This window comes from Sulfitobacter sp. M13 (genome assembly GCF_053474885.1).
On the sequence record NZ_CM130281.1, the window covers coordinates 3111270 to 3124203 of the forward strand.

The 12934-nt window shown below is 56.8% G+C and carries 14 protein-coding genes; all 14 read right to left on the reverse strand.

Annotated elements, in window-relative coordinates:
- Position 1 precedes the first annotated feature (1 nt).
- Complete coding sequence (locus ACVBAU_RS14970) at positions 2-1216, reverse strand: amino acid ABC transporter permease (protein ID WP_138922626.1); 1215 nt, start codon at positions 1214-1216, stop codon at positions 2-4.
- A gap of 124 nt (positions 1217-1340) precedes the next feature.
- Positions 1341-2357, reverse strand: coding sequence for an amino acid ABC transporter substrate-binding protein (locus ACVBAU_RS14975; RefSeq protein WP_138922625.1), 1017 nt, complete (start codon positions 2355-2357; stop codon positions 1341-1343).
- A 185-nt stretch (positions 2358-2542) separates the two neighbouring features.
- Positions 2543-3256, reverse strand: coding sequence for an ATP12 family chaperone protein (locus tag ACVBAU_RS14980; RefSeq protein ID WP_448326968.1), 714 nt, complete (start codon positions 3254-3256; stop codon positions 2543-2545).
- Entirely contained in the window at positions 3253-4302 is a 1050-nt protein-coding gene (locus tag ACVBAU_RS14985) for an RluA family pseudouridine synthase (RefSeq protein WP_448326970.1), read from the reverse strand. The genes ACVBAU_RS14980 and ACVBAU_RS14985 overlap by 4 nt, the downstream gene beginning before the upstream one ends.
- The gene (gene crcB / locus ACVBAU_RS14990; RefSeq protein WP_093731791.1) at positions 4299-4679 is read right to left on the reverse strand and encodes a fluoride efflux transporter CrcB; all 381 of its coding nucleotides are present in this window, start codon (positions 4677-4679) and stop codon (positions 4299-4301) included. Before crcB ends, ACVBAU_RS14985 begins: the two co-directional genes overlap by 4 nt.
- 31 nt (positions 4680-4710) lie before the next feature.
- Positions 4711-6018, reverse strand: a complete 1308-nt coding sequence (locus tag ACVBAU_RS14995) for a replication-associated recombination protein A (protein WP_448326972.1) — start codon at positions 6016-6018, stop codon at positions 4711-4713.
- Between the two features lie 4 nt (positions 6019-6022).
- Positions 6023-7393 carry a trypsin-like peptidase domain-containing protein gene (locus ACVBAU_RS15000; RefSeq protein WP_448326973.1) on the reverse strand — a complete coding sequence of 457 codons (1371 nt, stop codon included), beginning with the start codon at positions 7391-7393 and terminating at the stop codon, positions 6023-6025.
- 138 nt (positions 7394-7531) lie between these two features.
- Complete coding sequence (gene rplQ / locus ACVBAU_RS15005) at positions 7532-7951, reverse strand: 50S ribosomal protein L17 (protein ID WP_448326975.1); 420 nt, start codon at positions 7949-7951, stop codon at positions 7532-7534.
- 132 nt (positions 7952-8083) lie between these two features.
- Positions 8084-9100 carry a DNA-directed RNA polymerase subunit alpha gene (locus ACVBAU_RS15010; protein ID WP_093731788.1) on the reverse strand — a complete coding sequence of 339 codons (1017 nt, stop codon included), beginning with the start codon at positions 9098-9100 and terminating at the stop codon, positions 8084-8086.
- A 116-nt stretch (positions 9101-9216) separates the two neighbouring features.
- Positions 9217-9606, reverse strand: a complete 390-nt coding sequence (gene rpsK, locus ACVBAU_RS15015; protein WP_008226467.1) for a 30S ribosomal protein S11 — start codon at positions 9604-9606, stop codon at positions 9217-9219.
- 15 nt (positions 9607-9621) lie between these two features.
- The gene (rpsM, locus tag ACVBAU_RS15020; RefSeq protein WP_138922620.1) at positions 9622-9990 is read right to left on the reverse strand and encodes a 30S ribosomal protein S13; all 369 of its coding nucleotides are present in this window, start codon (positions 9988-9990) and stop codon (positions 9622-9624) included.
- Between the two features lie 311 nt (positions 9991-10301).
- Positions 10302-10949 carry an adenylate kinase gene (locus ACVBAU_RS15025; RefSeq protein WP_448326978.1) on the reverse strand — a complete coding sequence of 216 codons (648 nt, stop codon included), beginning with the start codon at positions 10947-10949 and terminating at the stop codon, positions 10302-10304.
- On the reverse strand, positions 10946-12310 hold the full coding sequence (gene secY / locus ACVBAU_RS15030) for a preprotein translocase subunit SecY (RefSeq protein WP_138922618.1): 1365 nt from the start codon (positions 12308-12310) through the stop codon (positions 10946-10948). Before secY ends, ACVBAU_RS15025 begins: the two co-directional genes overlap by 4 nt.
- 120 nt (positions 12311-12430) lie before the next feature.
- Positions 12431-12913, reverse strand: coding sequence for a 50S ribosomal protein L15 (gene rplO / locus ACVBAU_RS15035; RefSeq protein WP_138922617.1), 483 nt, complete (start codon positions 12911-12913; stop codon positions 12431-12433).
- Positions 12914-12934: the final 21 nt, after the last annotated feature.

The window sequence follows — 12934 nt, forward strand, 5'->3', positions numbered from 1 at the left end:
CCTACCGTTCCTTCAAGCTGACAGAATTGTTGTAAACGTTCATTATTGCCGAGATCGACAGCGAAATCGTGAGGTAGAAGAGCATCAGCAAAAGCACGCATTCGATCGCGCGACCCGTCTGGTTAAGGGTGATCCCCCCCAACGTCGCAGTGATATCGGCATACCCAACAGCGATCGCCAAGGACGAATTTTTGGTGATGTTGAGATACTGGGAGATCAGCGGTGGGATAATTACCCGAAGCGCCTGAGGCAAAACCACGAGGTTCATGACACGCTTTGGACGTAGCCCAAGTGAAGACGCAGCCTCAGTCTGACCTTTAGAAATTGCCTGAATACCGGCGCGCACGTTTTCGGCGATGAATGCACCAGTGTAGACCGACAAAGCCAACCACAACGCGATCAGCGGTGCGCCGATCTGCAAACCGCCGCGAAAGTTGAACCCTTTAAGCTCGGGGTAATCTAACGCAATGGGGCTACCCATCACGAAGAACATCAAGATAGTCGGGACGAGAAGGATGGCGATTGTTGGCCAGCCCGTCGGCAACAGCTTGCCTGTCCGGAATAGTAGGCTGACGGCGTAGCGGCGGTAAATAACCATAGCAATGAACGAGAGGACAAAGGTCGCCACGACGATCATTGATCCAGGCCCCCAAACGGGCGCGGGGATGTAGATACCGCGGTTGGTAAAGGCGAAGGCGTCAAACAGCATGCTTGAAGTGGCGTTATCGCCGCGGAATTGGTTTGGCGCAGGCAAAACGGCGGTCATCAAAGTGTAGATCATCAGAATCCAGATCAGCACCGGGATATTACGGAAAATCTCAACGTAAACCGACATCAATTTTGAAACGAGCCAGTTCTTGGACAAACGCGCCACACCGGCGATCACGCCGAGAATTGTCGCGGTTATGCAGGCCAGAAACGCCACAAGAAGGGTGTTGATGATACCGACCATCGCCGCACGCAGGTTCGACGATTGGCTGTTATAGTCGATTAATGATTGGTTGATGTCATACCCGGCAGGTACATTCAAAAACCCGTAAGAGATGTTCAATCCAGCTTCAGCAAGATTTCGCACCAGGTTAATGCCCAGAAAAGCCATCAACGCGATAAGCAAGATCAGCGCGATAAACTGAAAAGTATAGGATCTATAGCGGGTGTCGTTTAGCAACATCGACAGCCGGAACGAGCCCCGTTGAGGGTCGGACATTGTCGTCATCAGATTTTCCCTGTGTGCCGGACCTGTTATTCACGCATCATTCGATGTCGCGGGCCGGGTTTATTTTTGGCGTCTTAGAGGCGCAGAGGGCGCGGAAATGCTCCGCGCCCTCTGACGAATGTGTTTAGCGGAAAGGAGGCGCGTACATCAGGCCGCCATCTGTCCACTGAGCGTTCAGGCCACGCGCCAGACCGATTGGGGTTTCTTCGCCGATGTTCTTGGCAAAGATTTCACCATAGTTACCCTGGGAAGCGATAGCTTTCTTCGCAAAGTCAGCTTCGAGACCCAGCATCTCACCCAACGTACCTTCGGTGCCAAGAAGACGAGCAACCTCTGGGTTGGTGGTGTTTGTGGTCATCTCTTCGACGTTTGCCGATGTGACGCCCAGTTCTTCCGCCGCGATCAGAGCATATAGTACCCAACGGGTGACGTCGCCCCAATCGTTGTCACCGTGACGCACCAATGGGCCCAGAGGCTCTTTGGAGATGATCTCGGGGAGGATGATGTGCTCGCCTGGGTTCTCGAAGGTCGCGCGTGTCGCGGCCAGACCTGACGCGTCGGTTGTATAGGAATCGCAAGCACCGGCCAGATATTGCTGCTGGCCTTCGGCGTTTGTCTCGACAGGTACCGGCTCGTAGCTGATGTTGTTGTTGCGGAAGAAGTCCGCGAGGTTCAGCTCGGTCGTGGTGCCGGTCTGGATACAGACAGTCGCGCCATCCAGATCCTTGGCGGAAGAAACGCCAAGCTCTTTCGGTACCATGAAGCCTTGACCGTCATAGTAGTTAACGCCGATGAAGTCGAACTTGAGGTCGACGTCGCGGCTGAAGGTCCAGGTGGTGTTACGCGCAAGGAAATCGATCTCGCCCGAGGCCAGCGCGGTGAAACGGGTTTTACCGGTTGTGGGGACGAATTCGACAGCGTTCGGGTCACCCAGTACAGCGGCGGCAACCGCGCGGCATATTGCGACGTCAAAGCCTTCCCACTCGCCATTGGCGTTGGGAGCGGCAAAGCCCGCCAGACCGGTGGTAACGCCGCAGTTCAGCTTGCCGCGCGCTTTGACATCGTCAAGCGTTGACGCAGCAGCAGCGCCAGCCGCAAGGCCGGCTACTGTTAGCGCACCAAAAAATACGGATTTATTCATTTTAACCTCTTCCTGATTTTCCGCCACGTTTTAGGGCGGCTCAACCGGCACCTTTTCGGTCCGGAGATGTTTTGGCGGGGTTATCCCCGTCAGTGGAAGAGAGTTTGGGCGATGTTACGCCGGAACGTCAAGTCGCTGCGCCTAAAAAACGCTCACAACCGTTCGGATTGGGGTCACCGTGAAACCTATTCGGGCAAGCTCAGGTCAAACATCAACTTGGCGTGTAGAAAACTAGCCTTTTTCACTGCGGCCAACGCGTCGGCTTCGTCGTCATTGCCCCATTGTTCGGCCTGCCAAAGCTCGTCCAGGCGCGAAAGGTCCCAAATTGATTCCGCTTCCCTTGCGTCAAGCGCGGCTGCAAACCCCAAGATCAGCGATCCTGAAAGGCTGACAAGATCATGAAACGCCGCCAATTGGAAATTGTCGAGCGAATGGGTCCGTTTAGACAGGTTCGCCACATCTGATGGTGACTGCGGCGCGTGCATAATTCCTATTCGGGTCTGCAAACGCACGCCTAAAACATCCTGCGCCCAACCTAGCATCGGGTCCCACCGTTCGGCCTGACGCGTCGCCAGTTCGGCCGGACTATCCGCACGATAGCACAGCAGGTCACAGTCCCCATATGCCGCCAACATATCCGACACTTCAGCGTGTTGGGCCGCGACCTTATCGATCGCGGCATTGGCGGTTTTCGTCGCCGGCATGGTATCAGGTTTGATCACCCCGTCTTGCGCCTGCCATTCGTCAGCGATCTTCTCTGCCATGGCACGGGTCGGGATCACCAGCAAACGCTTCGCCGGTGTCTTGATCCCGCGCCCGTCCAATTCGACGGTAAAGCCACTGTCAGCTTCGAGGACGGCAGCGTCTTGCCAGAAGCGTTTGACCTTCCAGTCGCTCACCCCCAATCCTCCTCGAACGGGTCGGCGGGCACATCAGAAGGCACCCACTGGAAGGTGTCCCAGGTTCGCGCCATGTGATCAGGCAACGGCGCAATCAGGTTCAAACGGGCCTTAGTTACTGGATGCTCTAGCGTCAAAGACCGTGCGTGCAGGTGCAACTTCTTAGAGATGTCGCCCCCCAGTTGCGCGCCCCAGCCATCGCCCATGTTTTCCTGACCGGATCCGCCATATTTTCCATCCCCAACAATGGGATGCCCGATTTCCGCCATATGCGCACGCAGCTGGTGCGTCCGGCCCGTTACCGGGATCAGCGCCATCCAGCAGGTCCGTTTGCCAGCCTGCGCGAGGGTCGCATAATCGGTGGTGGCACGTTTGGCACCTTCGGTGGTTTCCATGTCTTTCGGATGCACGCAGTACATCTTTTCACCCTCGCCCCGGGCCCCGTGACCAAAGGCTTTGACCAAACCGAATTTGATCGTTCCGTTCCTCGGATGCGGCACGCCTGCGACGGCGGCCCAGTAGATTTTGCGGGTCTCGCGGTGACGGAACGACGACGTCAGGGACGCAGCAATCGACCTTGTCCGCGCCATGATCAAGACGCCCGAGGTATCCTTGTCCAAGCGGTGCACAAGGCGCGGCTTTTCATCAAGCTCGAACATCAGCGCATCGGCAAGCGCGTCAACATGGCGGTCTGACTGGCCAGACCCGCCTTGCACAGGCAATCCGGGCGGCTTGTTCAAGGCAATGATATGATCGTCGCGGTATATGACGCAGGACCGGATAAATTTGGTGTCCGCGTCAGAAATACGTGTCCGCTTGGGCGGCGGTGGTGCCTCTGCGTCGGGCAGCGGTGGGATGCGCACGGTTTGCCCCACTTCTAGCCGGGAGGAGGCTTTGACACGCCCACCGTCAACGCGAATATCGCCCTTGCGGCACATCTTTTCAATCAGCCCTTGGCCAATCAGCGGAAACGTCCGTTTGAACCAGCGGTCCAACCGCTGATCCCCGTCGCCTTCTTCTACGACCAGATGTTGAACCCGGCTCATGCAAATACCCCTCTGGCCATCATAAGGCCCAGCATTAATCCCAGCACTGATAGCCCGACGGACAGTGCCATATATATCCCTGCCGCCCCGATCTGGCCGCGCTCGATCAACGTTACCGTCTCAAGCGAAAACGACGAAAAGGTCGTAAAGCCGCCAAGCACACCGGTCATCACAAAAGGGCTAAACTGCGTGAGCCCTTTGTGTGCAGCAAACACTACAAACAGGCCCATAATAAACGACCCGATGATGTTGACCGTCAAGACCGCCAGCGGAAAATCGGACGGCCCGGTCAGCCGCATCGCTGCGACACCGAACAGATACCGCAGGGAGGCGCCGATCGCGCCACCCATGGCTACAAGTGACAGGGTTGAAATCATCTGCGGTCTCTCACGGTTCACGCCCCGAATGTCAAGTTTTCCGCGTTGCCCGCAGCTTTTCGAAATAATCGACCCGTTTTTTAAGATCCCGTTCAAAGCCGCGTTCGACAGGTTGGTAAAGCTGCGGCCGCTCCATCCCGTCAGGAAAATAGTTCTGCCCCGAGAACCCGTCCTCGGCGTCATGGTCATAGGCGTAACCCGCGCCATAGCCCTGCTCTTTCATCATCTTGGTAGGCGCATTCATGATATGTTTTGGCGGCGGAGAGGACCCCGTCTGTTTCGCCGCCCGCCGCGCCGCCTTATAGGCCACATAAGCGGCGTTCGATTTCGGGGCCAGCGCCAGATAGGTCAGCGCCTGCGCGATCGCCAATTCACCCTCGGGGGATCCAAGCCGCTCGTAGGTTTCCCACGACTGCAGACACACAGACTGCGCCTGCGGATCAGCGAGCCCGATGTCCTCGACGGCCATGCGCGTGATGCGACGCATCAGATACCGCGGGTCTTCGCCACCTTCCAGCATACGCGCCAGCCAATAAAGCGCGGCATCCGGATCGGAACCCCGAACGGATTTATGCAGCGCAGAGATGAGGTTATAATGCGCATCGCCCCCTTTGTCATACTGCGCCGCCCGCCGCATCAGCCGCGCCGACAGCGCCTTACCGTCAAGCTTTCCGTCCACCTTCCACGCGACGACCTGTTCAATCAGGTTGAGCAAGGCACGCCCGTCGCCATCTGCCATCTCCAGCAGGTTTTCCCGCGCAGGGCCGTCCAGGGGCAGGCCCCGCCCGAGCTCTTTCTCGGCCCTTTGGGCCATACGTTCCAGATCAGACAGGGGTAAACGCTCAAGCACCAGAACCTGCGACCTGCTCAGTACAGCGGCGTTCAGCTCGAAGGACGGATTCTCAGTCGTGGCCCCCACGAGCAAGATCGTCCCGTCCTCCATATGAGGCAGAAACCCGTCTTGCTGCGCCTTATTGAAACGATGGATCTCGTCGACGAACAACAAGGTGCCCTGCCCGTTTTGCCGCCGGATTTTCGCAGCATCAAAGACTTTGCGTAGCTCGGGCACGCCGCTGAATATCGCGCTGATCTGGACAAAATGCAGGTCTGTCTCATCCGCAAGCAACCGTGCGATCGTCGTCTTGCCCACGCCAGGCGGCCCCCAGAAAATCAACGATCCCAGCGACCCCGAATCCAGCATCACGGTCAACGGCGCGTCCGGGCCCAACACCTGCGACTGGCCGATCACCTCGGCCAAGCTTCGTGGCCGCAACCTGTCCGCCAGTGGCCGGTGCCCGCTTTCTACAACAGGCGCGTCAGAGCCGAATAGATCCGCCATCGTGCTAGACCCGGAACTGCAGCGACAGTCGCTGCACGCCGCGCTGTACGACCATCGACACCTGACGGCTTCCTGCCATCTGGTCGCTCACGTCCGCAGGCGTTGCGACCGTTGCACCATTTACCGCGAGGATCACGTCACCCTGTCGCAAGCCGACGCGCGCGCCATAGGGCCCGCTATCCATCACTGCAACACCGATCACCTCAAGCGGCAGGTTCAATTCAGCCATCACCGCAGGGTTGATCCGCGCGAGCGTTAACCCCGGCAAAAGGCTACTTTCATCCAGCGCCAGCGTCTGTCGCGGCGGTTCATCTGGTGCTGCGATCAAGGCCACAGCGACCTCAGCCGTTTTGCCACCCCGAAGTCGGGTAACGCTCGCCTGCGCGCCCATGCCCGCCACGCTCATGCGATAGATCATCTCGGCGGGGGTATGGACTTCTTGACTGTCAACGGCGGTGATCACATCGCCCACAGCCACACCTGCCTGCAAAAACGGGCTTGCCGGATGCATTCCCGACACGATGATGCCACCGGGGCGATCCAACCCCAAGGGGCCAGCCATATCCGCATCGACTGGCTGCCCGCTCATCCCCGCCCACGGACGGGTAAATTCAGCTGCCCCGTCGCGCGCCTGCGTCATGAACGCCGCGATCAGATTCGCCGGAATAGCAAAGCCGATCCCGTTGGACCCGCCCGACCGGGTCAGAATAGACGTATTGATTCCGATCAACCGCCCTTGCACATCTATCAAAGCACCGCCCGAATTGCCCGGATTGATCGGCGCATCGGTCTGGATGAAATACCCCTGCCCGCCGCCGTTCATCCCGCCCGATCGCGCAAGGCCAGACACAATGCCACTACTTACGGTTTGCCCGACCCCGAAAGGGTTCCCGATTGCAAGCGTAAGCTCCCCTACCTCTACCGTGTCACTGTCGCGCAACGGCAGATGGGCAAGCCCGGCCACGTCATCAATCTTCAGGATCGCCAAATCGCTTTCAGCATCACTCAGCAACACACGGGCCGAGAACTCGCGTCGGTCGGCCAGTACGATACGGATGTCGGTGGCCATACCAACGACATGATAGTTCGACACGACAATCCCGTCCTCAGACAAGATCACACCGGACCCAAGAGAGTTCTGGACACGCGGCCTCCCCGAATCAGGTCGGCGGAAAAACCGTTCGAAAAACGGATCCGCCTGCAGCGGCGTTCGGCTTTGCTCTACGATGGTACGTGCATAGATGTTCACCACAGCCGGGGCCGCTTCGTGCACCAGCGGCGCAAAGCTCAACTGTATCTGCGCGGGGGAACTTGGCACAGTCTGCGCGGCGACGGGAAAGGACAACACGGTCAACAGGATCAGGAGTATTCTCATACCCTCAGATATGCGCAGCCCTTCGCGCTTGCGCAACACCCATGTTCCAAATGGGTCTAAATCCTTGCCGAAGGCATAAAAGCAAAAAGCCCCTGCGCAGGCAGGGGCTTCTAAAATTCGCCACAAAAGCTGATGGCTTTAGTCTTCCGCAACCTCATAGGCCACTACGCGTGCCTTATCGTTTGCACCCTTCGCGTCGCGGTCGCGATCTACGAACTCGATGATGGCCATAGGTGCCATGTCGCCATAACGGAAGCCGGCCTTCAGGACGCGGACATAGCCACCCTGACGGTCTTTGTAGCGTGGGCCCAGGATGTCGAACAGTTTGGCGACATACTGGTCTTGCTTCAGCTTGCTTGCAGCCTGACGACGCGCATGCAGGTCGCCGCGCTTTGCCAATGTGATCATCTTTTCGATGATTGGCTTCAATTCTTTTGCTTTAGGCAATGTTGTTTTGATTTGCTCATGCTCGATGAGCGAGCCCGCCATGTTCGAGAACAACGCCTTGCGGTGTTCATGTGTACGATTCAGACGGCGGTAACCACGTGCGTGACGCATTTTCTAGTCTCCAATTTGATGCCCTCTACGGGCGGTTTTACTTTGTCTGGTTGGCGTGCGTAGCGCCAACTCTCCTTGGGGCAGGTGCCCGGTCGTATTGACGGGCGGGAACAACCCCACCCGTCAAATCTCTTAGAACGAATCCTCGAACTTCTTCGCGAGGTCTTCGATGTTGTCCGGCGGCCAGTCCTCGACGTCCATGCCAAGGTGCAGACCCATGCCCGACAACACTTCCTTGATTTCGTTCAAGGATTTGCGGCCAAAGTTCGGTGTGCGCAGCATTTCTGCTTCGGTCTTCTGGATCAAATCGCCGATGTAGACGATGTTGTCGTTCTTCAGGCAGTTTGCCGAACGGACAGACAATTCCAGCTCGTCTACTTTCTTCAGCAGCAGCGGGTTGAATTCCAGACCGTCGTCGTCGTCTTGACGCGATGCGGATTCGGGCTCGTCGAAGTTGACGAAAATGCCCAGCTGATCCTGCAGGATACGCGCGGCAAATGCCACGGCATCGTCAGGCGAGATGGAGCCGTCGGTTTCGACCTTCATCGTCAGTTTGTCATAATCAAGCACCTGACCTTCGCGGGTCGGTTGCACGTCATAAGACACTTTTTTGACCGGCGAATAGATTGCGTCGATCGGGATCAGGCCGATAGGCGCATCTTCTGGCTTGTTCTTATCTGCCGCAACATAGCCCTTGCCGGTGTTAACCGTCAGTTCCATGTAAACGTCAGCATTGTCATCCAAGTGGCAGATGACGTGATCGCGGTTCAGAATTTCGATACCGGCGCTCTCAGAGATGTCACCGGCAGTGACAACACCTGGGCCTTTAGCAGAGATCGACAGGCGCTTGGGCCCTTCGACTTCCATGCGCAGGGAAACGCCTTTGAGGTTCAGAACGATGTCGGTGACATCTTCACGAACGCCAGTAACGCTCGAAAATTCGTGCAAAACATTATCAATTTGTACGGAAGTAATGGCAGCGCCTTGCAGCGACGACATCAAAACGCGACGCAGCGCGTTGCCCATTGTCAAACCAAAGCCACGCTCGAGCGGCTCGGCAATGACAGTCGCTTGACGTGCGGGGTCATTGCCCGGCTTCACGTCCAACTGCTGTGGCTTAATCAATTCAGCCCAATTTTTGTGGATCATACGTCCCTCCATTCCTGTCCTGCGCCCCATGTCCAAATGGCGAAGAACTCCCGAGGTTTCAACAAAGCAGTAAGAGGCCGAGCGCGAACGCGCGGCCCCTTTTGTAACTTAAACTCTTAAACGCGGCGGCGTTTCGGAGGGCGGCAGCCGTTGTGTGCCATTGGGGTCACGTCACGGATGGATGTGATGTTGAACCCGGCAGCAGCCAGAGCGCGCAGGGCGCTTTCACGGCCCGAACCGGGGCCTTGCACTTCGACTTCCAGCGTTTTTACGCCGTGATCTTGAGCTTTTTTGCCTACATCTTCAGCAGCCATCTGAGCCGCATAAGGTGTCGATTTACGCGACCCTTTGAAGCCCATGGTGCCAGCGGAGGACCATGCAATTGCGTTACCCTGAACGTCGGAGATCAGGATTTTTGTGTTGTTGAAGCTGGAGTTCACATGCGCCACACCTGCGGCGATGTTCTTGGAAACCTTACGCTTCGTCTTTGTCTTTTCGCGTGCCATTGATCAGACCCTCCCTTACTTCTTCTTACCAGCAATGGCCTTTGCAGGGCCTTTGCGCGTACGAGCGTTGGTGTGAGTACGCTGACCACGAACCGGGAGGTTGCGACGGTGGCGCAAACCACGGTAGCAGCCAAGGTCCATCAGACGCTTGATGTTCATCTGCGTATCACGACGCAGGTCACCTTCAACGGTGTGGTTTTCGTCGATGAATTCGCGGATCTTCAGGATTTCGGCATCCGAAAGTTCGTTGATACGACGGGTGGAGTCGATGCCAACAGCTTCGCAGATTGCAGCTGCGGAGGAGTTACCGATACCGGTGATATATGTCAGGGCGATTGGAACCCGCTTTGCAGTCGGGATGTTTACGCCGGCAATACGTGCCACGTGGGTGCTTCCTTTTCGTTGCGGGTCCGTCATACCAGACCCTTTTTTCACAACGTGAAGCCCGAGGCGTTTGTGCCGTCGGGCTCCAGCTGATCAGGTGTTCATGCGCAGGGTATGATCGGTGCCCGTTGCAATTCGATTCTCATACGAGATACGGCTGGTTATGGGGAATTAACCGGCGCGTCAACCCATAGCGACGGCAGAGCGTATGGATTGGCATAGCGATCGAATGCCCGCCTGCCCTGCCCTAAGAAACGGCAAAACGGCGCGTCGGAAAACGCGCCGTTGTCTACCATTGCTTGATGCTTGGACTATGCGTCCAAAACCTTCGTGATGCTGTCCTGAACCTCTTTGATATCGGCCAGACCATCAACGCGCGTGAGCATATTATGCGCGTAATAGTACCCCAACAGCGGAGAGGTTTTCTTGTAGTATTCCATCAAACGATTCCGGAGGCTTTCCTCGTTATCATCTGCACGGCGTTTGAAGTCGGATGCGCCGCATTTCTCGCATTTGCCGTCGGCTGGCTGTGGCTTGGTGACGTCATGATAGACTTCACCACAGTTGCTACAGGTAGAGCGCCCGGAGATCCGTGCGACCAGCGCTTCGTCGTCGACGCCCAGCTGGATCACGTGGTCCAATGGCTTGCCTGTCGCTTCCAGCAGCTCACCAAGCGCTGTGGCCTGCGCCAATGTCCGCGGGAACCCGTCAAAGATGAAACCACCGTGGTCGGTCGTGTCTTCGAGTTTTTCGCGGATGAGGCCGATCACAATCTCGTCGGTGACCAAATCGCCGCGGGCCATGACATCGGCAACCATATTGCCCATCTCGGTCCCGCTGTCTTTGGCTTCGCGCAGCATGTCGCCGGTGGAGAGCTGAACCATGTTACGTGTCTCTACCAAGTGACGCGCTTGTGTACCTTTACCCGCTCCGGGTGGTCCTAAGAGAATAATGTTCATCGACGTAACGGGCTCCGTTTTTTCCGTGGTTTGCCAGACTTACCACGCAGTTGGGAACGTTCAAGCAGACCTTCATACTGATGTGCCAGCAAATGGCTTTGTACTTGTTGGATGGTATCCATGGTGACCGACACAACGATCAGCACCGATGTACCGCCGAAATAGAACGGGATTGCGAACTGACCCCGCAGAATTTCGGGCAGCAGCATCACCGCAACCAGATATGCAGACCCAAGTACCAAGACGCGGTTAACCACATATTCAAGATATTCGGCTGTTTTCTTGCCGGGGCGGATACCGGGAACGAAGCCGTTCTGGTTTTTCAGGTTATCCGCGACATCATCAGGTTTAAAGCTGACGTTGAAGGTATAAAAATAAGCAAAAAAGACAATCATCAAGACGAAGAATAACAGGTATAGGGGTTGCCCTGGTCCGAAATTCGCCAAGAGGACCGACATTACCGGGCCGGTGGAATTCCCAGAGAACGTGCTGATCGTGATCGGAAGCAACAGAAGCGAGCTTGCGAAAATCGCCGGGATAACGCCCGCCGGGTTCACCTTGACCGGAAGATGCGAAGATCCGCCATCGTACATCTTCTGGCCGACCTGACGGCGCGGATATTGGATGTGGATTTTACGCAAGGCGCGCTCCATGAAGACGACGAACATGATCGTCACGATCACCATGACAAGAACACCGACGATCACCGCCGGGCTGATCGCACCGGACCGGCCAGACGAAAAGAACTGAGCGATTGCGGCTGGCACCTCGGCAATGATGCCGACGAAGATAATCAATGAGATACCGTTGCCGATGCCGCGTGCTGTGATCTGCTCGCCCAGCCACATCAGGAACATGGTCCCGCCGACCAGCGTAATCATGCACGCAATGCGGAAATACATGCCCGGATCGGCGGCGATATCACCAGCTTCTAGCGATACCGCAAGGCCATAGGCCTGCAGTGTCGCCAGTGCGACGGTGCCGAAGCGTGTGTATTGGTTGATCTTCTTACGCCCCTGCTCGCCCTCTTTCTTAAGTTGCTCAAGCGCGGGGACCATCGAAGTCATCAACTGAACGATGATCGATGCGGAGATATAGGGCATGATACCCAAAGCGAAGATACCCATACGGCCAAGAGCGCCGCCGGTGAACATGGACACCATGCCGCCGATCCCTTGACCCGCGCTTTCCATAAATTGGCGCAGGGCGGTGCCGTCGATCCCGGGAACCGGAATGAACGTGCCAAGGCGATAAACGATCAACAACCCCAGAGTGAATAGAATCCGGTTGCGCAGGTCTGTCGCCTTGCCCAACGCGGACCAACTGGTGTTGGCGGCCATGCTTTCGACGGCTGATACCATGATATAGGGCTCTTTCTTTGCAAAAACGCCGCCCAGGCCGTTTTCCGGCGGGCGGCATTTGGGAAAACTCGATTGACTATGTAAGCGGGACGCGTCCCGCTCACAAGGCAAAAGGTCGGGTTACGCGTCTGCGTTTGCCGCGGAAGGTGCTGTGACGGTCAGTTTGCCGCCCGCTTTTTCGACCGCTTCGACCGCGGATTTGGACGCGCCGTATACCTGAAGATCAACCTTGGCGTTGAAGTCGCCTTTGGCCAAAACACGGATGCCGTCCAGTTTGCGACGTACCAGACCCGAAGAGATCAGTGCATCTTCGGTGATCGCAGCAGAAGCGTCGATCTTTTTCGCGTCGATGAATTTCTGGATCAGGCCCAGGTTCACAACCGCATAGGACTTCCGGTTCGGCTTGGTAAAGCCACGCTTAGGAAGACGTTGGTACAAAGGCATTTGACCGCCTTCGAAACCTTTGATCGCGACACCCGAACGGGATTTTTGACCTTTGATACCACGGCCACCCATTTTACCGGTGCCGGAACCAGGACCACGGCCAACGCGCTTGCGTTTCTTGTTGGCACCTTCGTTATCAGACAGTTCATGAAGTTTCATGTCGCTTCTCCTTTTGCCGGA

Excerpts from the sequence above, each read along its gene's own strand:
- ACVBAU_RS14970 (WP_138922626.1), bottom strand. The coding sequence starts at position 1,216 with ATGACGACAATGTCCGACCCTCAACGGGGCTCGTTCCGGCTGTCGATG.
- ACVBAU_RS14975 (WP_138922625.1), bottom strand. The coding sequence starts at position 2,357 with ATGAATAAATCCGTATTTTTTGGTGCGCTAACAGTAGCCGGCCTTGCG.
- ACVBAU_RS14985 (WP_448326970.1), bottom strand. The coding sequence starts at position 4,302 with ATGAGCCGGGTTCAACATCTGGTCGTAGAAGAAGGCGACGGGGATCAG.
- crcB (WP_093731791.1), bottom strand. The coding sequence starts at position 4,679 with ATGATTTCAACCCTGTCACTTGTAGCCATGGGTGGCGCGATCGGCGCC.
- ACVBAU_RS14995 (WP_448326972.1), bottom strand. The coding sequence starts at position 6,018 with ATGGCGGATCTATTCGGCTCTGACGCGCCTGTTGTAGAAAGCGGGCAC.
- ACVBAU_RS15000 (WP_448326973.1), bottom strand. The coding sequence starts at position 7,393 with ATGAGAATACTCCTGATCCTGTTGACCGTGTTGTCCTTTCCCGTCGCC.
- rplQ (WP_448326975.1), bottom strand. The coding sequence starts at position 7,951 with ATGCGTCACGCACGTGGTTACCGCCGTCTGAATCGTACACATGAACAC.
- ACVBAU_RS15010 (WP_093731788.1), bottom strand. The coding sequence starts at position 9,100 with ATGATCCACAAAAATTGGGCTGAATTGATTAAGCCACAGCAGTTGGAC.
- rpsK (WP_008226467.1), bottom strand. The coding sequence starts at position 9,606 with ATGGCACGCGAAAAGACAAAGACGAAGCGTAAGGTTTCCAAGAACATC.
- ACVBAU_RS15025 (WP_448326978.1), bottom strand. The coding sequence starts at position 10,949 with ATGAACATTATTCTCTTAGGACCACCCGGAGCGGGTAAAGGTACACAA.
- secY (WP_138922618.1), bottom strand. The coding sequence starts at position 12,310 with ATGGTATCAGCCGTCGAAAGCATGGCCGCCAACACCAGTTGGTCCGCG.
- rplO (WP_138922617.1), bottom strand. The coding sequence starts at position 12,913 with ATGAAACTTCATGAACTGTCTGATAACGAAGGTGCCAACAAGAAACGC.